Origin of the sequence: Marinobacter denitrificans (genome assembly GCF_008795955.1) — a bacterium.
Lineage (GTDB): Bacteria > Pseudomonadota > Gammaproteobacteria > Pseudomonadales > Oleiphilaceae > Marinobacter > Marinobacter denitrificans.
Window position 1 is genome coordinate 615,086 of the sequence record NZ_VMHN01000002.1, and the last position, 22,967, is coordinate 638,052.

Annotated in this window: 22 protein-coding genes; 4 read left to right on the forward strand and 18 right to left on the reverse strand. The window is 55.6% G+C overall.

The window, feature by feature from the left end:
* Positions 1–217 precede the first annotated feature (217 nt).
* The 7 genes from FO268_RS10755 to FO268_RS10785 form a co-directional block, all read right to left on the reverse strand.
* Positions 218–421, reverse strand: coding sequence for a helix-turn-helix transcriptional regulator (locus FO268_RS10755; protein ID WP_225316607.1), 204 nt, complete (start codon positions 419–421; stop codon positions 218–220).
* Between the two features lie 122 nt (positions 422–543).
* Positions 544–1,404, reverse strand: coding sequence for an OST-HTH/LOTUS domain-containing protein (locus FO268_RS10760; RefSeq protein WP_150992773.1), 861 nt, complete (start codon positions 1,402–1,404; stop codon positions 544–546).
* Positions 1,405–1,409: 5 nt separating this feature from the next.
* Positions 1,410–2,186, reverse strand: coding sequence for a hypothetical protein (locus tag FO268_RS10765; RefSeq protein WP_150992775.1), 777 nt, complete (start codon positions 2,184–2,186; stop codon positions 1,410–1,412).
* A complete protein-coding gene (locus tag FO268_RS10770) occupies positions 2,183–3,376 on the reverse strand; it encodes a tyrosine-type recombinase/integrase (protein ID WP_150992777.1) in 1,194 nt (397 codons plus the stop codon). The genes FO268_RS10765 and FO268_RS10770 overlap by 4 nt, the downstream gene beginning before the upstream one ends.
* A 271-nt stretch (positions 3,377–3,647) precedes the next feature.
* Entirely contained in the window at positions 3,648–4,532 is an 885-nt protein-coding gene (locus FO268_RS10775) for a DMT family transporter (RefSeq protein WP_150992779.1), read from the reverse strand.
* A gap of 4 nt (positions 4,533–4,536) precedes the next feature.
* Positions 4,537–6,003, reverse strand: coding sequence for a patatin-like phospholipase family protein (locus FO268_RS10780; RefSeq protein WP_150992781.1), 1,467 nt, complete (start codon positions 6,001–6,003; stop codon positions 4,537–4,539).
* 37 nt (positions 6,004–6,040) lie between these two features.
* Entirely contained in the window at positions 6,041–8,638 is a 2,598-nt protein-coding gene (locus FO268_RS10785; RefSeq protein WP_150992783.1) for a DUF6351 family protein, read from the reverse strand.
* Between the two features lie 217 nt (positions 8,639–8,855).
* On the opposite strand from FO268_RS10785, the gene FO268_RS10790 reads away from it, so the two are divergent.
* A complete protein-coding gene (locus FO268_RS10790; RefSeq protein WP_150992785.1) occupies positions 8,856–9,641 on the forward strand; it encodes an enoyl-CoA hydratase in 786 nt (261 codons plus the stop codon).
* Positions 9,642–9,647: 6 nt separating this feature from the next.
* Here the strand turns inward: FO268_RS10790 and FO268_RS10795 are convergent, their stop codons facing one another.
* From FO268_RS10795 to FO268_RS10805, 3 genes are read right to left on the reverse strand one after another with little or no spacing between them, the layout of a single operon-like run.
* On the reverse strand, positions 9,648–10,169 hold the full coding sequence (locus FO268_RS10795; RefSeq protein ID WP_150992787.1) for a DUF192 domain-containing protein: 522 nt from the start codon (positions 10,167–10,169) through the stop codon (positions 9,648–9,650).
* Positions 10,169–10,930 carry an ABC transporter permease gene (locus FO268_RS10800; protein ID WP_150992789.1) on the reverse strand — a complete coding sequence of 254 codons (762 nt, stop codon included), beginning with the start codon at positions 10,928–10,930 and terminating at the stop codon, positions 10,169–10,171. Before FO268_RS10800 ends, FO268_RS10795 begins: the two co-directional genes overlap by 1 nt.
* Positions 10,931–10,945: 15 nt before the next feature.
* On the reverse strand, positions 10,946–11,866 hold the full coding sequence (locus FO268_RS10805) for an ABC transporter ATP-binding protein (RefSeq protein WP_150992791.1): 921 nt from the start codon (positions 11,864–11,866) through the stop codon (positions 10,946–10,948).
* 122 nt (positions 11,867–11,988) lie between these two features.
* Between FO268_RS10805 and FO268_RS10810 the strand changes: the two genes are divergently transcribed.
* Positions 11,989–12,471, forward strand: a complete 483-nt coding sequence (locus FO268_RS10810; RefSeq protein WP_150992793.1) for a hypothetical protein — start codon at positions 11,989–11,991, stop codon at positions 12,469–12,471.
* 69 nt (positions 12,472–12,540) lie between these two features.
* Entirely contained in the window at positions 12,541–12,846 is a 306-nt protein-coding gene (locus FO268_RS10815) for a hypothetical protein (protein WP_150992794.1), read from the forward strand.
* 12 nt (positions 12,847–12,858) lie between these two features.
* Here FO268_RS10815 and FO268_RS10820 read toward each other — a convergent pair whose 3' ends face one another.
* The 4 genes from FO268_RS10820 to FO268_RS10835 form a co-directional block, all read right to left on the reverse strand.
* Positions 12,859–13,455 carry a hypothetical protein gene (locus FO268_RS10820; protein WP_150992796.1) on the reverse strand — a complete coding sequence of 199 codons (597 nt, stop codon included), beginning with the start codon at positions 13,453–13,455 and terminating at the stop codon, positions 12,859–12,861.
* A gap of 138 nt (positions 13,456–13,593) precedes the next feature.
* Complete coding sequence (locus FO268_RS10825; protein WP_150992798.1) at positions 13,594–15,060, reverse strand: PhnE/PtxC family ABC transporter permease; 1,467 nt, start codon at positions 15,058–15,060, stop codon at positions 13,594–13,596.
* Between the two features lie 16 nt (positions 15,061–15,076).
* Positions 15,077–15,727, reverse strand: a complete 651-nt coding sequence (locus FO268_RS10830) for an ATP-binding cassette domain-containing protein (RefSeq protein WP_150992800.1) — start codon at positions 15,725–15,727, stop codon at positions 15,077–15,079.
* Complete coding sequence (locus tag FO268_RS10835) at positions 15,727–16,596, reverse strand: putative selenate ABC transporter substrate-binding protein (RefSeq protein ID WP_150992802.1); 870 nt, start codon at positions 16,594–16,596, stop codon at positions 15,727–15,729. Before FO268_RS10835 ends, FO268_RS10830 begins: the two co-directional genes overlap by 1 nt.
* A 176-nt stretch (positions 16,597–16,772) precedes the next feature.
* Between FO268_RS10835 and senB the strand changes: the two genes are divergently transcribed.
* Complete coding sequence (senB, locus tag FO268_RS10840; protein ID WP_150992804.1) at positions 16,773–17,747, forward strand: selenoneine biosynthesis selenosugar synthase SenB; 975 nt, start codon at positions 16,773–16,775, stop codon at positions 17,745–17,747.
* Here senB and selD read toward each other — a convergent pair.
* From selD to FO268_RS10860, 4 genes are all read right to left on the reverse strand, one after another.
* The gene (gene selD / locus FO268_RS10845; RefSeq protein ID WP_150992806.1) at positions 17,737–20,013 is read right to left on the reverse strand and encodes a selenide, water dikinase SelD; all 2,277 of its coding nucleotides are present in this window, start codon (positions 20,011–20,013) and stop codon (positions 17,737–17,739) included. The genes senB and selD overlap by 11 nt on opposite strands.
* Complete coding sequence (locus FO268_RS10850; RefSeq protein ID WP_150992808.1) at positions 20,013–20,753, reverse strand: helix-hairpin-helix domain-containing protein; 741 nt, start codon at positions 20,751–20,753, stop codon at positions 20,013–20,015. Before FO268_RS10850 ends, selD begins: the two co-directional genes overlap by 1 nt.
* A 48-nt stretch (positions 20,754–20,801) precedes the next feature.
* Positions 20,802–21,200, reverse strand: coding sequence for a hypothetical protein (locus tag FO268_RS10855; RefSeq protein WP_150992810.1), 399 nt, complete (start codon positions 21,198–21,200; stop codon positions 20,802–20,804).
* Between the two features lie 122 nt (positions 21,201–21,322).
* Positions 21,323–22,870: a bifunctional GNAT family N-acetyltransferase/carbon-nitrogen hydrolase family protein gene (locus FO268_RS10860; RefSeq protein WP_150992812.1), complete on the reverse strand. Its 1,548-nt coding sequence runs from the start codon at positions 22,868–22,870 to the stop codon at positions 21,323–21,325.
* Between the last annotated feature and the right edge of the window lie 97 nt (positions 22,871–22,967).

The following is a 22,967-nucleotide window of genomic DNA, read 5'->3' on the forward strand; positions in this document are numbered from 1 at the left end:
GAACAACTATTGGTTCGTTGACTGTCAGGTGTGAGAGTTAGACCGAACGGTTGTGACCGACTGGGGACCGTACCTGTACCTAAAGGTGCAGCCCCTAGATTATGTACCTGACCGAAACCCCTTGGTACGGCTGGGGGGAGCCCATAGGGTTGGGGGGACCTACACCTATTAGGTGCAGGTTCAGTATTCCGGCACGAGGGCTGACATGATGGCTTCATCACGCAACCTGGGACGTTGAGAGGCGAACCTGCTTTTTGATGTATTCTTCAAGATCGCTCAGACGATACCGAACGGTGCGACTGCCGACTTTGATGAAGGGGATACGGGCGCCGGCCCAGCGGTCGCGCTCAAGGAAGGCTTTGCTTACGCCAAGGTACTCGGCGGCTTCTTTTGTGGTTAGTAGTTTGTCGTTGATAGCCATATCTTTGCTCCTGTTGATATGGCTCTAGTTTTACTGGGGCAGTGAGGGAAGGAGAATGCTCCCGCTACGCCCAGGTATACCGTTACTGAGCAGAGGGATACCTGTGCTCAGTAGCGGTATTTTTAACGGCTGCGATAGAGCGTTTTGGTAGGTAAATTTGCTTGGCGTTGTTTGCGAATCTCGAATAGAGAGGATGTATGGAGTATCTCTCTCCATGACGAGCAATCGTAGGCTTTCGGGGATACCTTAGGCGCTTCAGACCTGATCCACTCGACGGCTGGCAGGAGTCCGGTCCAGCCATCGATTTGAAATTGAGCTTCAGCTGACTTGAGCAGTTCAACCGCACGTGTCTGAGTCCAATCAATGGGCTGACCTGGAATAAACCCGAAAGTCATATAGTGGTAAAGATCGCCCGATTCCATTGATTGAATCAGGTATCGCCCAGCAGTGGCCCGGAACTCAAAAAATTCGTTCAGTTTCCCCACGTGATGATCAATCAGATCCAGAGCCTCGGTCAGGTATTTCTCTGCATCGAGACATCCTGATTGATTCTGAAGTGCGTGCTTGGACAGGAACTGGTGAACGATTTCGTTGCGCAGCGTGACCAAGGTGCTAAGACTCTCGCAGAAGGTGATGTATTCGTCTTCGTTTAGCTTAATGGAGAACTGGAGTTGGAACTCGGGCGAATAATGAGCTTCTTTTCCGTTGGCTTCGGTCTCTTCGTCAGAGCCTTCCGGGCTTTCGAGTGAGATATAGCTGCCAGTAAATTCTTTGATCAGCTGCCCCAGGGTCATGCCTGAGTATCGCTGTCTGCGTTGATGCAGGTTCGTTGAAGGCTCGCCCGCCGTTACGCTGAATTCCGACGTAGCCAAAAAGCGCTTGAGCCCCAGCTCATAGTTCTGAAGTTTAAGAATGCATTTACCCACCAACGCGACAATGTTGCGTCGAAGCTCTATTAGTTGTCCGTCGTCGATTTCGCTCATTTTTCCTATCGGTTTCCTTTCCGGTGTTCTCCGATCCATTTGGCTATTTGGTGCTCGGGATCATCGGAGCGTGAGACGCCAGAAATTTCAGTTTCAAATCGACTGGCCGCTGCAATTGCCGCTTTTCGGTTTGAGAGACCGTCACACTCCGTATCGACAAATTCAAAAATTCGTTTCTTGAGTTCACTGTAGTCCTGGTTTTTTGCCTTGTTAGCCCTCTTGGCCCTTTTTCGACGAAACACCGCCTCGAACTCCATGCCAAGAATGAAGGCAATCATTTCTCGTGCTTCTGTGAGTCGCTCGCCAGCGAAACGTTCTGAATGTTCCTGCAAGATGTGATCGTAACTGTTGTCAGCGTTCGCACCTGACTGAACGGAGGGCGCGGAATAGGCCTTTAAGGACTCAAGCGCATAGAGAAACGCAATCAGCGCAAAGTAGGTAATAGGGGTGGCGTTTGGGAAATCGTCTTGTTCGTGAACATCGAAGTGCTCGAAAAGTTCAATGAATGAGATGGGGTCGTTCATGAACACTTGCTCCGCCCCTTGGCGCATTTTGGTTTGTCCGACCCACTGAGCCATTCCCTCCGCGGACTCGACCAGTTGACCAGCATAACGAACGCCTGCTTCAAGCTCCGATTTGGAGCGGCCTTTAAGCCGCTCCTGAGCTTGGCGAATAACGTATTCATGATCCAGGCTATGCAGCATCTCCGGATTAATGGACGCGATGATGTCGCTGGGCTTAGCTAACAAGTCAACGTTCTTGACCAGTTCCTCGTCAATCATTGTGTGTTCTCAAAATTCGTGATGAAAAAATCGGTAATCTTCTGCATGGGTAACCGCAACCGCTCCACGTCAAAGATGATGTAGCCTTCGGTCACGTCATTCGGATCTTTGTGATTGATCAGACGTTTGAGTGCGTAAGCGGGAATTTCCAACCGCTCAGCAGCGGTTATAAAGGTTCGCCGTAGGTCATGCAGAGTGAAAGACACCCCGGACAATTTGGTGACCCGTTTTATAGCTGTTCGAGGTTCGGAAAGGTGGCCGCGTTCTGCATCGCTGGGGAAGACGAACGGACTTGATTGCTCCTCATGCCGTCGAGTCAGAAGTTCCTCTATAGCATCGGTGAACGGCAATCGATGAATCCGGTTGTTCTTGGTGGCGGTGATGGTCAGCGTTTTCTCTTTGAAGTCGATCTGATCCCAGGTGAGGGTGGCCGCTTCGGTGCGGCGCAGGCCGGTCAGCAGAACCAAGTGCAGGTAATCCCGCGTGGTCTGATTGTTGAGCTGCATAGTGGCCTCGTACCAGGGCTTTAACTGGTGATCCTTGATCAGTGTTTGCCGTCGCTCCACCTTGTACCAAGCCCGTTGGTGGCTGAGTACGTCAACCGGGTTCGCCACGAGGAAGGGCTTGCCGGAAGCGTCCTGATAGCGTTGTAGAGCGTGATTAAAGATCGCCCGGAGGATTCGCATCCCGTTATCGGCGCGGGCAGGGCTGCGGGCGCCGTATTCGGCATGACGGCTTATAACCATGTCGCGGGAGATGTCGCTGAGTGCTTTGGTCTGCCAGTCCTTGAACATTTCGCTCAGCGAGCGGTTGTAGTCGTTCAGGGTGTTCGGTTTCAGGTTTTTGCGGGTAGCCAGGTAATCCTGAAAGGCGTCACCCAGGGTAATGCGTTTGGCCCGTCGCTCCTTGACCTCACGGATGGGATCGATGCCTGAGGCGACCTGGCCCAGGAATTTTTGGGCTTCCTTCCGGGCCTGCTCGACGGTCAGATTGCCATACCGGCCCAAGGTCTTCCGCTTCACTCGGCCATCGACCCGCTTTTCAACTATGAACGATTTGGCGCCGCCGCTCGTTACTCGCAGACCGAATCCGGCAATGACCGAATCGCGATAAAAGGCCTGGGTGGATTTGCCGTCCTGGCCGATATCAGGGAGGGGCACTTTATCAACAAAGCTCTTGGTGATTCGCACAGGTGGGGGCTCCACTCGAATTCGTCAGAAAGTCCCTTGTGTCTTCATGTAGACACTATGTAGACAAAACCGGTCAAATTCTAGCGGATTTCTTCAAACAACCGCAAACAGCGTTTTCGAATAAAGCCCTATAACGAACTGTTTTATAGGGCTTATTAAAACTTCATCCAATTTTTTCAAAGAGAGGCTCTAATAACTTAAAATCTCTCGACCTCACGGTCGTGCCGGTTCGATTCCGGCCCGGAGCACCATAATTCTCACAAAATTCTTCCTAAACCTGCGCAACGGCCGCCCGCGCCTTCCGATAGCGCTTTACCTCTACCCAGCCATGGGTTGCCAGTGCTGAAAACACGATCACCCCACCAATCAAACTGAGGTTTGGCGGTACTTCATCCAGAAACAGCCACACAAGAAACGACCCCAGCACGGTTTCCAGCAACAGCATCAGGCTGACTTCCGCGGCGGGAATGTATCGTGGGCCAATCTGGATAAGAATGCAGGCCGCTGGCAGGAACACCAGGCAGAGCAGGGCAATGAAGAATCCGTCCCTTGGCGAGAGGGACTGTGCGCCGCCCATGAGGGCCGCTACGATGGCCAACGCCAGTGCGCCAAACATCAGCATCACGCTCATATCACAGTCCGGGCGGGAGCGGGCCACATTGAGGTTGGAGGCCAGGGCGGTCGCGGCAATGCCGGCCATCATCAGCCCCAGGGGATCGCCCTTGCCCCATTCGCCAATGGCCATGAACGTGGCGCCGGTAACGCATACCAGAATGACAATCCAGGTTCTCCACGGCAGGATTTCCTTCCAGACCATCCAGGCAATCAGCGCTGCGATTACCGGGGCGGTGTTGAGAATGACCAGTACGTTGCCCGCGGCGGTATTTTTCATGCCCACTACGAATCCGAGCGTGCTTATCGCGAACGCGCCGGCACAGAACCAACCCTTCCAACCGCAGCGCCTGATTTCTGTGGTCAGGCGAGAGCGGTATCTCACCCCGCTGATCACCAGGAAGCTGATGGCCAGCAGAAGGCCACGCCAGAACAGGAACACCACGGGTTCTACCGAGGTAATCTTGACCAGCAGGGCATCCGGAACAATAAACAGCACACCCAGCGCCGCGATGGTCAGGCCTTTCATCCGTGTGGTCTGCAAGCAACTACTCCCCGGTCTGGTCGGTGATGGCGCAAGCATTTTCCAGCCGGGCAATGCAGTCGCTGAAGGTCCGGCTGATGCGGGTCTGGTCCCGGATCATGGCCATGCGTGGCCAGGTGGCCTGTTCGCCAAGCCGGATAAACATTTCCAGATCCTCCCGGCTGGGGTTGGTGAGTACCTTGCGATACAGCAACGGCCGGAAGGGGAACTGGATATTGATATCGCCCAGATAGGTTTGCGTGGCCATGGCATGGGCCTGTTCAAGCAAGGGCCGCAGTATCGTTGACGACCAGTTGTTACGCGTAAGCTGCAGGGTAGTGGCCACCTGGGCGTGCATCAGTGATGCCGCCGCCTGTTTGGCCGATGCGCGTGGGCCGCGCTCGTGGTGATGGCTTATAAACGGCAGGACGTGCGGGTTGGCCTGGCTCACGATGGTGCGGTTTACGTTATGAAGCCGGGCCATGCGCATCAGGGGCAGGTCTCCGTGTACGCTGCCGTCAATCCATCGTTCTGTGGGCATATAGGGCTTACGGCCCTTCTTTCCCTTATCGCTGTCACGGGCCTGAAGCGTTACCGGCGGGTAGATCCCCGGTACTGCGCAGGAGGCCAGAATAGCCGAGTCCACCAGCACCTCGGGTGAGGCCAGATCGTTCAGCAACCTGGGTTTCTGGCGTGTTCTTGTGGGCGAGACTGATATATTCAGTGTGCGGCCGCTGTGCGTGGCGGCCTCCCTGAAGCTGCTACTGCCGATGTTGGTATGAATGTGATGGAGCAGCTGGGTCTGGTCCATGGCGTGGCGCTTGCGCCAGATTCTGGCGGGCTCCAGCCAGCGAAACGCGTCGAGATGAATTTCTCCGGGCTCGTTGAAGAAGCGTTCGAGCTCGTCGTTGTTCCGGGTACAGATTGCCCCCGCGACGATGGCGCCCATGCTGGAACCGGCAATGACGTCTGGCAGCAGGCCCTGCTGCCAGAGCGCACGGGTGACTCCGATGTGGTAGATGCCGAAGGCCGCGCCACCGCTGAGCATAAGGGCAGGGCGCCCGTAGACACGCTCGGCATCTTTGAACAGGCGGAGTTTCTGTTGGTCGGTAATGCCGGGCATATCGTGGTCGCAGATGAAGAGCATGGAGCGTTCCACTTCATCCAGAAATTCAGTGACCAGGTATTTGGTACCTGTCCAGGCGACAGCGTAGAGATCCGGGTTGGCGATCTCACCCAGGTGGCGGTAAAGGCTTTCCTGCAACACGCGTGTGAGGCCACGGGTGTCACCTTTTCTCCTGTAGCGCACCATGGCATCAATGTGTTCGCCAATCAGTGCTTCATGCAGTAGTTCGCAACCACTTTGTTCTCGCCATGCCAACGAGCCCTCCAGCTCGTCCAACTGTTCGGCAATGGCGTACCATTGCTCATAGGACGTGGCTTCAGTGAGTTGCTTTTCCAGTTCGCGGCGTTGTTTCTTTTCAGCTCTCATGGTGTACAGGATACATCATGAGAGCAACTGGCCGGGACTAGAGGTCGCCTCTTGGGTTCAGGTCTACTCCGAACGCCGGTGATGCCCATCCGGCTACCTTGTCTTTGCTGGTGGGTAAGGGCTCGCCGCCGGTATTGACTGTCTGTTCATCTCCATACTGCAACCAGGTCAACGTTGGCCCTTCGCCAACAGGCGGTTGAGTGTAATCGCAGACGCCATCCGGGAAGATTTCCGAGACTTTTTGGGCGAATCCTTCGGACGTGTAAACGCCGTTGAGAATATTCACAGGATAGTCCGCCGGGTCCACGGGCTTCAGTTGGCATTTGTTGTTCAGGGTGGTGATTTCCTCACCGGCGACCGTTCGTGGTGTTCCAAAACGGGTCTGTACCACCAGTTTCTGGGCTTCCACCACCTCGTCGGTAATGGGCTGGAGCGGGTCGGCTATGATATCCGGTAGCCCCAGTTCACCCAGGTCCAGGCCACAGACCTGCCCTGTGGCAACGTCGAGTATCTGGCCCAGTTCCGCTGGCAGAGTGGGAATCTGTTCCGAAGTCAGCCCCGCCACCTGCGGTTCCGGGTAGAACAGGTTGCCAGTATAGGGCGCCTTCGGACCTTCCTCCGAGAACGGAGCCGACAGCGACAGGCACCGGTCCCGTGCGGTGACCGGCTTGTGGGCAATGACCTTGTGCGGTACCGGAGTCTCGTCCTGGTCGGATTCGATACCTGCCAGCCACTGATCCATTACGAGCAGGGCTTCCGTTGTGAAGATTGTGTCGCCAGCCAGCGGGAAGGCCCCGTACCAGATCACATGATTACGCGCGTGGCCCTGAGTCTCTTCCAGCCTTGCCCGTACCTGCCATGAGTGGAAGGCATCGTGGGCAATGCCGGGGTCCGGGCCGCGAAGATCAATGATGGGTACATTGGCGAGATTCTCTGCCGTATTGATTGCGCCGGTACGATAGGAATTCTTCAGTGCCTCGGGGTCTGCAATGGTGCGTTGTGGCTGGAAATCGATGTCGATATCGAGACCACCAATGTCTCGGTTCACTGCCAGAAACTGGTCGCCGGTGATAACGCCATCCTGCAGTGCCTTCAGGCCGTATTGAACGCCGGTGTTGTCCAACGTGATGCCGGTGAAGCCCCTTGATAGCAGTTGCTCATTGGGGGACCAGACCTCGGGCAAGCGCTCGCCAAACTGACTGGCCATGTAGTCGACCAGGCCGCAGCGCAGGCCATCCGGACGGCTCTGGGGGTCATACACCTCAGCCTGGCCAGCCAGGCCGGGGCAGTTATCCTGGTCCGGTTCGGCAGAGGGGAAGAAAGCCATGTCGGATACGATCGGGTTTAGCGGCAAGTGCCCGTAAAGGGCCGGCCACTGGACTGCGAAAACAGGTGAGGCGAGCAGGCTCTCCACAAGGGCAAGGAGGTCTTCAGGGTCTTCGGAAACCTGATTACCGAGGTATTCGTTCAGCAAATTGTAATCGGCGAACTGGGTGGCAGTGGTCCAAACATCCGGATAGGAACATTGTACGATCAGGCCCTGATAGATGCCCGGATAGGCGTTGGCAATGTGCTGTTGAGCAATGGCACCGCCGGAGCACCCGGTGCCGATGGTGTACCGAACCGGGCCATACTGCTCTATGACATGCTCCTTTGACATCACGAGTGACTCTGCTGCAGTCACCAGATTAACGTTGTGGCCAAGGTTTGCCTGGGCGGTGGACAGGGTGACAAAACCGCGGGCGAGAGCAACCGAGATGCTGTCCCCCAGCAAAATTTCTGCGCCTTCAGGAGCAGTACCGGCAATATCACCATTGGGTGGCTGCCCCATGCTGTAACTGACCCCGACATTTCCGCCGTGGTGGATAAGAACCTTACCGTTCCATTGTTCCTGGGGGGACAGTGATGTCCATTCCTGCTGCGGTTGGAACAGTGACATGATCTGGTAACGGTCACGGTTGATCACCCCCGTCTCCACTCTCACGATGTAGGGTACGGTAACGCCTTCGTCAGTCGTGACCTGGGCAATATCCTCCGAAGCCGGCGGGTTTTCTGGGTCGTAGGGTAGGAAGGCTCCCGGCAGCCCCGGCGACTCGGGGTCAAAGCTTTCAGCGAACAGGTCGAATTTCGACTGCGGCACATACTTAAGTTCGAATTCCGGTGTTTGGTTGCACTTGTCGTCCACGGCATTGGTATTCGTGCAATTCCAGGGTTGGACCTGGGGGCCAGAGAATACGGGCCCGCCTTTGGGGTGGTTGATGAGGGTTTTGCGCACCACACCACCGTTGTCCGTAAAAACCGCCACTTCGTTCCTGCCAAGCTCCAGTCCAGAGATCAGGCCACGAAGATTGCCATCTTCCATAGTGGTCAGGGTGTCGCTGATGTCCTTTCCATTCAGGTGGACCCTGGCATTCTTTGCATCGGGTACGGACACATCGATTAACGCATCGCCACCATTGATCAGATCCGGGCGGTTCGACAGGACACGAATAACGCCCTGGCCAACGACTGCTTCCTGTTCAGGACCAGCCTTGCTGTCGCTATCATCGGCTCGCTGTATGCTCGATTCGCTGCCACCACAGCCGGTAAGGGCCAACGCGACGGCAAAGGGCAGGGACTGTTTGATGAGCTTCATGCTTACCTCTTTTTGTTTTAATTAGTAACGTTCTATTTCAATTTGTAGGCATAAAACCATAATTTCAGCGGAGAGAGCCTTGGCCACGCGGACGTTGGGCGTAGTCACAACTGTGAACTGTGTCCTGATGCCTCCGAACGATGATGCCGACGAAAGTCGGCTCGACTTGCAGTTACCACTGCGGAATACTGGGGGAAAAGACGAGGAGTGAGGCACCATGACTGCGGAAGAGTTGATTACCGTTGCCACCGATACCGGTATCACCACGCTTACACTCAACCAGCCCGAGAATCGCAACAGCCTGTCCATGGCCATGTTGCAGGCGCTCTCGGACCGGCTGACCGAACTTGCCGAGGACACGGAAACACGCGTGGTTGTGCTCGCCGCCAGTGGCCAGGTGTTCTGTGCGGGGCACGATCTGAAGGAGATCCGTGGCCAGCTCGATAGCCACGAATTCCAGTTGGAGCTGTTTAACCTGTGCAGCAAGGTGATGCAGCAAATCGTCAATCTGCCCAAGCCGGTCATCGCCCGGGTGGCAGGGGTGGCAACCGCCGCTGGCTGCCAACTGGTAGCCAGTTGTGACCTGGCGGTAGCCGCTGATACCGCACGTTTTGCCACGCCAGGCGTGAACATTGGCCTGTTCTGCTCCACACCCATGGTGGCGCTCTCCCGCAACGTCTCCCGCAAACATGCCATGGAGATGCTGTTGACCGGAGAGATGGTCGGTGCCATCAAAGCGGAGCGGATCGGGCTGATTAACCAGGTGGTGGATGAGCAAGTGCTGGATGAAACGGTCTATCGCCTTGCGGCCACTGTTGCGGATAAATCAGGCTGCACCCTGAGAATCGGCAAGGAAGCTTTCTATAAGCAGCTGGAAATGGGACTGGCCGATGCGTATGACTACACGTCGGAAGTGATGGCAAAGAACATGCAGGCTGCGGATGCTCACGAGGGTATCTGTGCGTTTCTGGACAAGCGCAAGCCGGACTGGAAAGACGAATAATTCAGCCTAGCGACAGTCTGATGGCTCCAGCGAAAGCCGGTCTCCTGCTTCGATGCCACGGCTTTCAAAGTAGCCATGGTTCATTTCAAGGGCCAGATAAAACGGCACCCCGGCTGGATAAGTGGGGCAATCTCTGCCCTGATCCGAAGGGCAGGGAGCCATCTGGTGTATGGCACCGATAACGCCGTTGCGGTCCATATAGGCGATATCCAGCGGTATCAGTGTTCGATACATCCAGAATCCATGATCTGCACGCCGCTGGTTGCTATATACGAACAGCATGCCCCCATCGGCTGCCAGCTCCGTTCTTTCCATCAGCCCACGGCTACGTTCCTCTGAGCTTCTGGCGATTTCCAGGGTAATGGGAATCGCCAGTGTGGCAGATATCAGGCACGCCTGTTTCACCGGCAAGGCGTCATTGTCCGGAAGTGCTGAGAGACAACCGGAGAACAGCGGAGCCATCAGCGTGAGCAGAGCCGAAAACGGTAAGATGCTCCTCGCACTGCGCGCCGGCTTCCGTCTGGTCATCAGGAACGTAACCGGTAGCCGGTTTTGAAAATCCACCACACGGCAACCATGCAGCCGGTGAGGAACAACAGGGTCATGCCCACGCTGATACCCACGTGCACGTCAGACACGCCGTAGAACGCCCAACGGAAACCACTGATCAGGTACACCACGGGGTTGAACAGACTGATGGTCTGCCATACTTCCGGCAGCATATCGATGGAGTAGAAAGTGCCGCCCAGGAAGACCAGGGGCGTGACAATCATCAGCGGTACAATCTGGAGTTTTTCGAACCCGTCGGCCCAGATACCGATAATGAAACCGAACAGGCTGAAGGTGATGGCAGTCAGCACCAGGAAGGCGAACATCCAGAATGGGTGCAGCACGTCGTAATCCACGAACAGCCTGGCGGTAATCAGGATGATCACACCCAGTATCACCGACTTGGTGGCAGCAGCCCCCACATAGCCGAGCACCACCTCCAGGTAGGACACGGGCGCAGACAGCAGTTCGTAGATGGTGCCGGAGAATTTAGGCATGTAGATGCCGAAAGAGGCGTTGGAGATGCTCTGCATCAGCAGGGACAGCATCACCAGCCCGGGAATGATGAACGCCCCGTAGCTGATATTGTTGATATCACCCATGCGACTGCCAATGGCAGAGCCAAAAACCACGAAATACAGCGACGTGGATATAACCGGCGAGGCCACACTCTGCATCAGGGTGCGGCGCATGCGGGCCATTTCAAATTTGTAGATTGCACGGACACCGTACAGGTTCATTGCATCACTCCCGCATTATTTGTTGACCAGGCCCACAAAAATCTCTTCCAGGGAGCTTTCCCTGGTCTGGATATCGCGAAACTCGATGCCTAGCTCGCCCAGTGTTCGAAGTAATTTGGCCACCCCGGCCTGTTCCTGCTGGGAGTCAAACGTGTAGATGAGCTCATAGCCGTCCTCCGACAGCTCCACCGGTTCGAGGATCAGCTCTCCCGGCATTTCTGCAAGCGGGTTCTGCAGGTGCAGGCGCAGCTCCTTCTTGCCAAGCTTGGTCATCAACTGCGTTTTGTCCTCTACAAGAATGATTTCACCGTGGCGGATAACACCAATGCGATCAGCCATTTCCTCGGCTTCTTCGATGTAGTGGGTGGTGAGTATAATGGTGACGCCGTCTTCCCTGAGCTTACGGACCATTTCCCACATATCGCGACGCAGCTCTACGTCGACGCCAGCGGTTGGCTCGTCCAGGAACAGGATGCGTGGCTCGTGGGACAGCGCCTTGGCGATCATCACACGGCGCTTCATGCCACCAGACAAGGACATGATGCGGTTATTTCGCTTGTCCCACAGCGACAGATCCTTCAATACCTTCTCGATGTGGGCCGGTGCCGGAGCCTTGCCAAACAGTCCCCGGCTGAACGAGACGGCGTCCCAGACGGTTTCGAACGAATCCGTATTGAGTTCCTGGGGAACCAGGCCGATGCTTTCCCGGGCCTTGCGATAATCCTTGACGATATCGTATCCCGCCGCTTTTACCTCCCCGTCGGAGAGGTTCACAATGCCGCAGATAATACTGATCAGTGTGGTTTTGCCGGCGCCATTAGGGCCCAGGAGTGCAAAGATTTCACCCGGTTCAATATCGAGGTTGATGTCCTTGAGGGCAGTGAAACCATCAGCATAGACTTTGTTGAGGTGCTTTACGGAGATATCCGGTTGCACGGGCTTATCCTGTTGGTGATGAATCAAAGCGCGGTATTTTCTCATGACCGGTACTGATATAGAAAGCTTTGCCTTGGCAGCAATAATCCCCATAATGCCTCATTAACTTTGGAGGGGTGGTTGTGGTGAGAGCGTTTGTGGCCTTGATTGCCATTTTATGTGTCGTAGTTCTTGGCGTGTTTGGCCCCCGCTGGCTCATGTTGGATGCTGAAAGCCGGACTGATAAGAGCATTGAAAATTGTGACGTGCTCTATGATACGTGCCGGTGGACACAACAGGGCAGTCATTGGGACGCTCATCTGGTAAAAGAGGGTGTTCAGGAGGAAGGTGCCGAATACAGGCTGTCGGTAAAAACCAACATGGCCCCGAAGAGCCTGCTGGCTGTCCTGCGTGGCGAATCCATGTACCTGGGGGAATATCCCGTACCGATGATCAGGGCCGGGGTAGCCGCGGATGGCAGCGGCGAACTCTGGGAAGCTCGTTTTACTGCGCCGTTCTGCACGACCGACCCGGAGATGACCTGGAGAATCGACTTGCAAACGGGCATTGATAAAAAACTCGATATGCCTGTGACACTCACCTTCGAGGCCGAGGGCCGGGCCTGACGACGGGATGACAGCAGATCAGGATTGTGTAAAATCACGGAATTGCAACAATTGTCCAGGGAAGCACATATGGATTATGGCGATAGTGTACAAAAGGTTCTGCTCAGGAAAATCCAGAAAGCGGAACAGGATCTGCTTCAGTTGAAGCTGGATTATTGTCGTTTTATTTTTGGTTTAACCCATCGCTCCAGGGTCGAGTCTGATGGCAAGAGCTACATCGTACGATCGGTGGATGTAGACAGTATGCAGCGACTGGAGGATGGCAGCTTTTCCAGGCCGGCTATTACCGGCGCGCCGGCTGATGCCCCGGAATCTGCTGAACCCCGGGAGCTTGGAACAGACTGGGCTCTGGCTGAGCCGGCAACCCGCACCTGAACCGGCCCCGGTTCAGATAAACGCGTTCGAGGTAATGGCGTCGTAAAGGCTGCAGGCCTTTGGCACGTGGCGATGTTCACTCCAGTACTCCGCGCCTTCCACACCGTAACGGAAACAGGCCAGCAAGGTAGCACTGCCAGTCAGTGTTGACAGTGCCTGTACGGCTTCAGGCTGTCGAAGGCCGGTTTTGCGGCTGGTAAACTGACTCACCAGACTGACCAGAGAGCCCGAGTGACGTTGTGACTTGTCACACAGTGAACACGCCGCGCCATACAGCCAGGCAGCAACGTATTCCTTCACGGCGTGGGGAGCAGTATCGAGCTCCAGGCCTTGCTCCCGGCAATCCCGTTCCTGAATGCTCAGCAGTATGTGCAAACGGGTAATCAGCTCACATTTATCCACTCCATGACTGGCAGAGCCGCGGCCAGACCCGACCACCCGAGGGCTGACGGGCTGCGGGGCGGGAACTTGTGTCGCAAGCTCTGCATAAACGGTGGACGTTGCTGGTATGAAGGGATCATTGCGAACCAGGGTCAGCATTCGGAAGGCAAGCAGCAACAACAGAGCAATGAGCCCGAGTTCGATCAGTAAAACGATGCTGGTTGTCATAAGCGTTCCGGATTATCTGAGAGTGATTGTTACATCAGCGATCACGATTGTAACCAAATGTATCTCAGGAGACGAAGGGAACGGGACCAATCAGGCCCGAAAACTACGGAACTGTGACGTGGTAATCATTGGGCACGGCTAGCAGGTGGGCATGGTTTGCAGGGCAAGCTTCCTTCGAATAAACCGACCAAGAATATCCACACCGATATTAAGCGAGGCGGTAATCAGGATAAGCACCATGGCCTTGTCGAACTGGATGTTCTGGATAGCACTGTCGACATAGAAACCAAGGGTATAGATGCCCAGAATGCCCAGTATGGCGGTTTCCCGCATGATGATTTCCCATCGGTAGAACAGGAACGCAAGAAATGACCGGTAGATACGGGGTACAAGCTCGTAGGTGTATCGGTCAAGGCCTGATGGCGCGTCTGGCCGCAGGGCAATGGAGCTCGACTGACGCCCGATCAGGTGGCCGATAATGCCCCCATTATGTAACGCCAGCGCCACCACGGCTGGCAGCATGGACGGCCCCCACAACTGCAGCAGAATGTAGGCAAGGATGTATTCCGGCGTGGAGCGCAGGATAACCAGGAAGACGTGGCCACCTGTACGCCTTGCCGGTCCGCCGAAATGGGTGGATATCAACGGGAACGCAAGCAGGGCAATGATGCCTGTGGCAACCAGCGCTATCTGGGTCAGTATTACGGTATTCCAGATACCCGGCAGGGCCTGATCGACAAAAAGTTCTCCCAGCCAGCTTCCCATACCGGCCCAGCCTTCTTCGTTTTTCAGGGGAGAGGGAACAATATCCTGGGTAAAGAAACGGGTTACATTGCCCCAGACAATTGGCATGCCCTCCCCGAGGAAAAAGGGAGCCCCAAGGATGTACACCGGAAGCAGTTTGGGCTTGACCCATAGCGGCAGTGTGGCAATGAGCACATAAAACAGAATCAGCATGGCACCGGCGTCAGAGTAGTGCCCCTGGGAAAATGCGGATTCCAGATAAAAACCGAGCGTGGGCAGGCCAACAAAGCCAAGAATAGCGCTGGACCTGAGGCCACATTCAAGGCGGTAGGCTGTATAGGTGCGCATCTGCACCCAACAGTCCGGGATTCGGGCGAAAAGAAAGGCAGAAATTACGCCGGTTCCCGGGGGCAGCAGGCGCCCCGGCTCGGGGTCAGCTTCTTCCAGAATTTCGGAATAAACCTTGGCAAAAATACCGGCGTAGGGAATAGCGATTGCCAATACACCCGTCAGCGGGTGGAAACCAAAAAACTGAAGGAAGATCAGGGCCCAGAAGAGTTCATGGATGGCCCTTATAAAGGCGCAGAAAATCCGCACCGGATAGGCGCGGTAAGCCAATGCCAACAGAAATCCACCCACGCTGCCCAGAGCCACACCCACGAACGCAAACGCGACCGTTCGGAGCAGGGCGGTGGCCAATCCTTCAGTACTGAAAAAATCCGGAGTAATAATGCCTAGGAAAAACCGACCAAGGTCTTTCCATGGGTTGGCGGAGGTAACCGCAATGTCCGCAAAAACCAGACTCACCACGGCAATGGCGGTGAAAATCAGGCTGGTTCTTACGGTTGGAGATGACAGCATAAATTGGGGTTCTGATTCAGTAAAGCGGCATGATGTCTGCCGGGGTCAGCTTATCGCTGGGCTCGTCCAGAGCGATCTGGCCGTCCTGGATACCGACAATCCGTGTGCAATACGCCAGCGCTAACTCCACGTCGTGAAGTGCAATAACACTGGTCCTGAAGCGTTCCTTAAGCAGTTTCATGACCAGGTGAGCCATAGGGCCATCCAGCGCAGAGATCGGCTCATCCGCTAACAGCAGGTCGGAGTTCCTGTACAACGCCCGGGCAACGGCAATGCGCTGACGTTGACCACCAGAGAGAGAGGCTGCCGGAATCCAGATCTTTTCCGGCATCGCCAGTTCCGCGAGCAACGCTTTTACGTCACGGGTGTCCTTCGCAAAAGGCCGTATCAGCGTGAGCGTGTTATACCAGGTGGCATGTTCGTCCAGGCGCCCCATGTAAACGTTATGGAAAACCGGCAGTGCATTAACCAGGCCCAGATTTTGCGGAACCAGGGACGACTGCCCCTTTACCTGCTGGTGAATCAGGCTGATCAGCGTTGACTTGCCTGCACCACTGCGACCGACGAGGGCGACTCGATCACCCTCTCTGATACTGAGCGAAAGCGGGCCAATGACCCGCTCCCCCCCAAATGAGGCCGTGAGGCCTGTAAGGTCAAATCCCGACATTAATCGATGATTCCGATGTCTTTGGCAACGCTGCGAATTGGCTCATAGTCCGAGTTGGAAGCAGGAACGAAAGCTGAACGTGGGAAGCTCTCAAGCAGTTCGGGATCGTCCAGTGCCAGCAGGGCTTTACGTACGCGGTCTGTAAAACCTTCGCCGTAATTTTGATCGACATCTCCCCGAATGCTCCACTGGTAGTTAGGGTAGGCCGGGGTTTTCCAGATGATTTTTACATCGTCGGTGTTGATGTTGCCGTCTTCCAGTTCCTTTTCCCACACTTTGTAGTTGATAGCGCCTACGTCATAGGTGCCAGACTCCACGAGCCTCAAGGTGCGAGTGTGGTTGCCGCTAAAGCCGACCCGCTCAAACACATCCTCAGGCGCTTCGCCGAAGATGTTGCGGATATGGTACTCGGGGATCAGGCGGCCTGATGTTGAGCCCTTGGATCCGAACGTAAAGGTCTTGCCCCGAAGATCGTCCGTCAGGGTGTCAGCGCGCTCTAGATCGGTGCTCTTGTGGGCGATGAAATAGTTGAAAAATGCCTGGTCTTCCTCGCCCTGGGCAATCGCTTCTGAGCCGGGAACCAGGGACCGCGCCTGAACACCGGAAAGGCCGCCAAACCAGGCCAGTTGAACCTGATTATTGCGGAATGCCGACACCGCTGCGGCATAGGATTTCACCGGGATATAACGAACATCCGCATCAAGCTCTTCAGAAAGGTAGTCAGCCACTCCGCGAAAGCGTTCTACAAGCTTGGTTTCATCTTCATCAGGGATTGCCGTGAATACGAACGTCTGGGCATATACCGTGGTGGAGGCAGTAAAAAACAACAAACTGGTCAGTGCCAATTTCCGTATAAAATTCAAGGCCATCTGAATTTTCCTTTTTTCCGGTGATTAATGTTCCGAAGAAGAAACATGAGCGCGCGATTTAAAGCGGGTCAGGATAACGTGATTTACCTGAACTCTGAACATCTATACGATTCCATCGGCTAAACAGGTTATGGATATCCATCAAAAATGAATAAATTTTCCGGAGCCCTTCGTCCATGAATATTACCCTGATTACGCCCGCCCCTCCGGGCTCCAGAGCAGGTAATCGGGCAACCGCCGAGCGTTGGGGTCGGTTACTTGGTCAGGCCGGGCATCGCGTCAACATTGTGACCGAGTACCATGGTCAGCCATGCGACCTGCTTATGGCACTCCATGCCTGGAGAAGCCACCAGGCGGTGGTGCGTTTCCGCGAAGAACATCCGGATACGCCATTGATTGTGGTACTCACGGGTACCGATATCTACGATCATCAACATCGCTTTCCAGATGACACCCTTGAGTCCATGGCGCTGGCTGATTGCCTGATAGGGCTACATCACCGTGTTTGCCAGGACATTCCCGAACGTTTTACCCCTAAGCTGATGACGGTGCTCCAGTCAGCGGAGAGCCCCGGATACGTATCAGGACCGAAACAGGGCTTTGATATCTGCGTTATTGGTCATCTTCGCCACGAGAAGGACCCCCTTCGCGCCGCGTGGGCAGCCCGCAGGCTGCTGAAAACCTCCGCCATACGCGTCATTAATGCAGGCGGAGCCCATACAGCGGAATGGGAACACGAAACCCTGGCAGAGCAGCAATCCAATCCGCGCTTCCAGTGGCTTGGCGAAGTGGACAAGTCTGCCATCCATGAGCTGATGAATCGCTGCCGCGCCATGGTGATCAGCTCGGTCATGGAAGGCGGCGCCAATGTTGTCTCCGAAGCCTGCCGTGCGGGCCTGCCCATTATTGCTTCTGATATCTCGGGCAATATCGGTCTTCTGGGCGAGGACTATCCGGGGTATTTCCCTGTCGGTGATGACACCGAACTGGCCAGACTGTTACAGCAGGCGGAGCATTCCCCTGAATTTCTGTTGGAGCTGGAGGAGCGAGTGACGGAACTGGCTGGCTCCTTTACCCCGGAATCAGAGCAGGCCGCTTTATTGGCCGCCATTGACAAGGCAATGGCCGGGCGTACCCGGCTCAATCCCTGAGAGTAATCGGCTCGATCGGGCCGCTCTCGTCCTGGGCCAATACCCGGCCAATAATTGCTGTGTGCGGATAACCCAGGGCCTTGAGCTCATCCACACAGGCCTCAGCCTGGTCAGCCGGCACACTGGCCAACAAGCCGCCCGCAGTCTGAGGATCGAAGATCAACGGATAACGAGGGTGCTTCACCCATTTCTCCTGATCGCGGATACCCCGCCGCAGCCGAATATTCGCGGGCTGCAGCGAACTGAGAATGCCGGCCGCTGCGGTTTCCTCGGCGCCGGGCAGGATCGGAATCGAGCCCAGATCCAGCTCCGCATCCACACCCGATGGCCGGGTCATTTCCACCAGGTGTCCCAGCAGGCCAAAACCGGTGACGTCAGTGCAGGCCCTGGAGCCAAAACGGCGTAGGCATTCAGCGGCCGCCTTATTGGACTGCACCATCGAGGCCAACGCGGCATCAATCCAGCGGCCCTTCGCTTCCAGCCTGGCATGGGCGGCAAACAGGGTACCGGTGCCGATCGGTTTGGTCAGCAGCAGAACATCTCCCGCCCGCAGGCCGCCCTTGCTCATAACCTCATCAGGGTTAATCAGGCCGTTAACAGCAAAGCCCAGCGCCAGTTCGCGGCCTTCACCGGTGTGGCCCCCGACCAGAGCACAGCCGGCTTCGTTAAGTACTTCCACGGCGCCGGACATCATCTGGTAAACCACGTCTTCCACCTTGGACTCAATGCCATAGGGTACGGTCGCCACAGCCGTAGCACTCTGGGCTTCAGCCCCCATGGCAAACACATCACCCAGTGCATGGTTGGCAGCAACCTTGCCAAACACGTAAGGGTCATCAATAAAGGCGCGGAAGAAGTCGACAGTATGAACTACCGCCTTGCCGGGGGGCACCGTAAGCACTGCCGCGTCATCCGGCGCATGCAGACCGATCAGAATATCATCCCGCTCGATGGGGCGCAGTTCGCCAAGGGCCCGTGATAATACCGTGCTACCCACTTTGGCACCGCATCCGCCACACCGCATGGCAACGGCAGATATGGCCTGGGATGCTTCCTCTGCGTTCTGCGCTGCACCGGTGTCGGGCAGGGCAGCGCTCTCTTCCATGGCCGGCAGGTCGTTGAACCTGGCCATGAAGCGTTTATCAATGTGGTTTTTCCACTGCCACACCCATTTGCCGGCAAAAGACATGCCCCCGCGAGACGCCACGGCAAATTTGTCGCCGGTGCTGATCAGCGCCAGCCATTTTTTCTGGGGGCTGAAGGGTTTGACAGTCTTACCCAGTGCGTGTCGCCTGAGGTTATCTGCAAGAGGGCGGCCCTGCCGCACGGCGAACACCCCGGCTTTCTCGCGGGGGTGGTTAACTACATTGGCGATATCGCCAACGGCGAAAATGTCGTCGTCGGTTTCCGTCTGCAGGGTATCCTTTACCCGGATAAAGCCGCCGTCATCCAGAGCCAGCCCGGTCTCATCCAGCCATTGTGGGCCGCCGGCCCGGGTTACCCACAGCACCTCATCCACGGTGTGTGTTTGACCGGATTCAGTGGTCAGATGGCCTGCCTCGACCTTCGAGACCGCTGCCCCCAGGTGAACTTTCACCCCGCGGCTTGCCAGTTTGTCGGCAAATACCGCGCGCACCTTTTCGTTATGGGTAGGCAGTATCTGGCTTTCCGCATCAAACAGGTGGAAGTGCAACTGGTCCGGGTCATGGCCACGTATTTTGAGTTCATTGCGGAGCCGGAACTGCATCGCAAGGGTCAGTTCCACACCGCCCGCGCCGGCGCCAACAACGGCTACCGACATCGGCCCTTCATGGTTTTCCAGTCGCGAGAGCAACGACAGCCAGCGACTGTTGAAACCATTAATAGGTTTGACCGGTACAGCATGCTCATGCGCGCCATCCACGTCGAGAACGCGGGGCGAGGAGCCAATATTTACCGAAAGAATGTCGTAAGGTACATCCGGCCGAGCCCGGCAATGGACCCGTTTGCGGTTTCGGTCAATGCCGATGGCTTCGTCCCTGTAGAAGCGGGCACCAGCGAATTCCGCCAGTTTGCTCAGGTCGATATGGACATCATCATAGGCATAATGCCCGGCCACGTAGCCAGGCAACATACCGGAGTAGGGCGTGTGGGTGTCTCTGCAGATGAGGGTAAGGCGGACACCGGGAACGGGGTTCATTGCAAAACGCTTAAGAACCCCGACGTGGCTGTGCCCACCGCCAACCAGGACGATGTCCCGTAATACAGGCTGTTCGGATTGTTGCATCAAATGACTTTCTTGGCCTCGTCACTGAAGGTGCTGAAGCCCTTCACATTTGAAAACGCCTGCAGTTTCTGCTGGTCCTCTGCAGAGGGGTTGGCAATCTGGTCAACCGAGGTGATGCCTGCTTCCTTCATTTTGCGGGCAGTTGCCGGGCCGATGCCTTTAACCTGTGTCAGATCGCTCTTATCTTTCGGCTTTGGAGTGCGTTTTGGCGCAGCTGGTTTCTTTGCCGTGGCTGCCGCCTTTTTAGGTGCAGGTTTTGTGGCAGAGGCCGGGCTTTTGGCAGTTGTAGCTGCCGTAGGCTTGGCTGCCTTTTTCGCTGTCGCCGGCTTCTTGGCAGTGGACTTTTTGGTGGTCGTCTTGGTGGACGCGGTTTTTTTCGGGGCAGCTTTTGCTTTCGAAGAGGGCGCTTTCTGTGCGGCTTTATCTGCAGCTTTCTTCGCTTCCCCTTTGGCTTCCTTGCTGGCGATGCCAAGGCGGTCCAGAATGTTGTTCTGAAGTTCGTGGAACTCTCCCAGACGGCGCTCGTACTCGTCGCTGAAGCGCTTCATTTCCCGGTCACGAAGCTCATCCAGCTCTTTCAGCAGCTTGCGTACTGGCTCCTGAATCTGGTTCTGGAGGCCGTCAAACTGTTTGAGAGCGTCGTTGATCAACTTTTCGATCTGCGCCGACGTCTTTTCAAATTCCTTGTTCACTTTTTTGACAACTTTATCAACATTCTGCTTCTTGGCTTTCTTGGCCATGAGGATTGTCTCCTTACAGTGCGGTTTGTTAGGTAAGAGCGTGTGATTTCAGGCCATTTGCCGGAGGCCGGAGGAAGGCCCGGATGAACGCCTGGACTTCAGCAACTGCTTCTTCCTTACCACATCCCGTATGCGCTTGAGCTTGTCTGCCAGGGCAGGGGATGTATTGTCATTAATTTCCACGAAATCAATAGAGTAGAAGAAGTTGCTGCAGTGCTTTCTACGTTCGGTAACGAGCCCGGAGATGCCATCGGCGCGGATGTTATCAAACGGCATTTCCATGATCAGGTCCAGAACAACCGTATCACCCGGGTTAAACACTTTGTCGGTTTTCATCACACAGCCATAGTTGTCCAGCTCAAACAGGGCTGCCTCCACCCGTTCACGGCGGAACAGGCCACGCTTGACGTGAAACTGTGCAACAAGATCCGGTAGTGCTTCGTTCATTTACAAATGATCTCTGGTTTGGTCCGGTAAAGCGGTTTGACGGTGCTTGGTTAAACAATAGCCACTACCGGACTGTTTGGCAACGTACTCAGTGTCATACGATAGGGCTCTCAGACAGTTCTTCAACTGTCTGTATTATTTTGGCCCTTTTGTATCGTATTGAGCGCATAGATATCCGTGCGCCGGTCCTTAAGGTTGGTAACAGACCCTTCGTTACGCACCAGCTTGAGTTTTTCAAGATCCATGTCCGAGAACATGATCATCTCCGTGTTCGGAGTGGTTTCCGCCATGACAGCGTCATGGGGGAAGGCAAAGTCTGACGGCGAGAACACCGAGGACTGGGCATACTGAACGTCCAGGTTCTCCACCTTTGGGAGGTTACCAACGCTACCAGTTATCACCACGTAACACTCGTTTTCGATAGCGCGGGCCTGGGCGCAATGGCGAACCCGCAGATAGCCGTTTTTGGTGTCGGTCCAGAAAGGCACCATAATTATGTCCACTTCGTCACTGGCTGCCAGGCGCCCGAGTTCCGGAAACTCAATGTCGTAGCAGATCATGATGGCAACCCGGCCGGCGTCGGTCTCGAACACCTGGAATTTTTCACCGCCCTCGATTACCCAGTCTCGCCGTTCATGGGGCGTGATGTGGATTTTGCGTTGCTCATCCACGCGCCCGTCCCGGTGGCAGAGGTAGGAGACATTGTAAACCCGGTCGTTTTCCAGCAGCGGCATGGAGCCGGTAATGATGTTGATGTTGTAGCTAACGGCCATTTCCGACATCTGATTGCGGAATTGTTCGGTAAAACCGGCCAGGAAGCGGATGGCGCGAGTCTGGTCCATCTGGTCGGTCAGTCCCATCAGCGGCGCGTTGAAGAACTCCGGAAACAGTGCAAAATCGCTTTTGTAGTCTGACAGCGCATCCACGAAATATTCGACTTGCTCCAGCACTTCGTCCACGGACGTGAATTCACGCATTTGCCATTGCACGGCACCCAGGCGCACCTGGGTCTTCTTCACACTCAGCACCGGCGAGGGTGGGGTGTAAAGGATGTTCCGCCACTCCAGCAAGGTGGCATAGCCGAGAGACTTCTCGTCTTCCGGCAGGTATTTGTGCATCAGGCGGGTAACCTGGAAGTCGTTGGACAACTGGAAACTGAGGATCGGATCGTAAATGTCCTTGCGATCCACCCGCTGAATGTATTCTTCGGGGGAATACTGGTCGGAATACTTGTGGTATCCCGGAATTCGGCCACCCGCCAGAATAGCCCGCAGGTTCATCGAGCGGCACAGCTCCTTGCGGGCTTCATAAAGCCGGCGCCCGAGGCGGTAACCGCGATAATCAGGGTGAATAAACACATCCAGCCCGTACAGCGAGTCCCCCTTGGCGTTATGCCAGATTTTCTCGTTGCGCAGGATGAGATCATCGTAGGTGTGGGGATTGCTGAAGCGCTCATACTTGACGCAGACCGTCAGGGCTATGGCGATCAGATCACCGGATTCTTCGATGCATATCTGACCATCCGGAAACTGCTCAACCAGTGCCTTGATGGTTTCTTCCGGCCAGGCACCGCCGATATCGTCGTAAACCCTGTCCATCAGCTGCTGGAGCTGGGGGTAGTCATCAATAGTGAGGTTACGAAGGTTGAGATGCAGTTCTTCGTGGGCCATAGACGGCGGCTCCGGTTGGATGAAGAAAAAAGACGCAGACTGAATGCGTTACATAAAGTCCCTATTTTATCAGATCACGCTAAAGACTTCGCCGCAT

Excerpts from the sequence above, each read along its gene's own strand:
- selD (WP_150992806.1), bottom strand. The coding sequence starts at position 20,013 with ATGCAACAATCCGAACAGCCTGTATTACGGGACATCGTCCTGGTTGGC.
- FO268_RS10835 (WP_150992802.1), bottom strand. The coding sequence starts at position 16,596 with ATGGCCTTGAATTTTATACGGAAATTGGCACTGACCAGTTTGTTGTTT.
- FO268_RS10825 (WP_150992798.1), bottom strand. The coding sequence starts at position 15,060 with ATGCTGTCATCTCCAACCGTAAGAACCAGCCTGATTTTCACCGCCATT.
- FO268_RS10830 (WP_150992800.1), bottom strand. The coding sequence starts at position 15,727 with ATGTCGGGATTTGACCTTACAGGCCTCACGGCCTCATTTGGGGGGGAG.
- FO268_RS10860 (WP_150992812.1), bottom strand. The coding sequence starts at position 22,870 with ATGGCCCACGAAGAACTGCATCTCAACCTTCGTAACCTCACTATTGAT.
- FO268_RS10800 (WP_150992789.1), bottom strand. The coding sequence starts at position 10,930 with ATGAACCTGTACGGTGTCCGTGCAATCTACAAATTTGAAATGGCCCGC.
- FO268_RS10850 (WP_150992808.1), bottom strand. The coding sequence starts at position 20,753 with ATGGCCAAGAAAGCCAAGAAGCAGAATGTTGATAAAGTTGTCAAAAAA.
- FO268_RS10785 (WP_150992783.1), bottom strand. The coding sequence starts at position 8,638 with ATGAAGCTCATCAAACAGTCCCTGCCCTTTGCCGTCGCGTTGGCCCTT.
- FO268_RS10795 (WP_150992787.1), bottom strand. The coding sequence starts at position 10,169 with ATGACCAGACGGAAGCCGGCGCGCAGTGCGAGGAGCATCTTACCGTTT.
- senB (WP_150992804.1), top strand. The coding sequence starts at position 16,773 with ATGAATATTACCCTGATTACGCCCGCCCCTCCGGGCTCCAGAGCAGGT.
- FO268_RS10755 (WP_225316607.1), bottom strand. The coding sequence starts at position 421 with ATGGCTATCAACGACAAACTACTAACCACAAAAGAAGCCGCCGAGTAC.
- FO268_RS10855 (WP_150992810.1), bottom strand. The coding sequence starts at position 21,200 with ATGAACGAAGCACTACCGGATCTTGTTGCACAGTTTCACGTCAAGCGT.
- FO268_RS10780 (WP_150992781.1), bottom strand. The coding sequence starts at position 6,003 with ATGAGAGCTGAAAAGAAACAACGCCGCGAACTGGAAAAGCAACTCACT.
- FO268_RS10815 (WP_150992794.1), top strand. The coding sequence starts at position 12,541 with ATGGATTATGGCGATAGTGTACAAAAGGTTCTGCTCAGGAAAATCCAG.
- FO268_RS10790 (WP_150992785.1), top strand. The coding sequence starts at position 8,856 with ATGACTGCGGAAGAGTTGATTACCGTTGCCACCGATACCGGTATCACC.
- FO268_RS10820 (WP_150992796.1), bottom strand. The coding sequence starts at position 13,455 with ATGACAACCAGCATCGTTTTACTGATCGAACTCGGGCTCATTGCTCTG.
- FO268_RS10765 (WP_150992775.1), bottom strand. The coding sequence starts at position 2,186 with ATGATTGACGAGGAACTGGTCAAGAACGTTGACTTGTTAGCTAAGCCC.
- FO268_RS10760 (WP_150992773.1), bottom strand. The coding sequence starts at position 1,404 with ATGAGCGAAATCGACGACGGACAACTAATAGAGCTTCGACGCAACATT.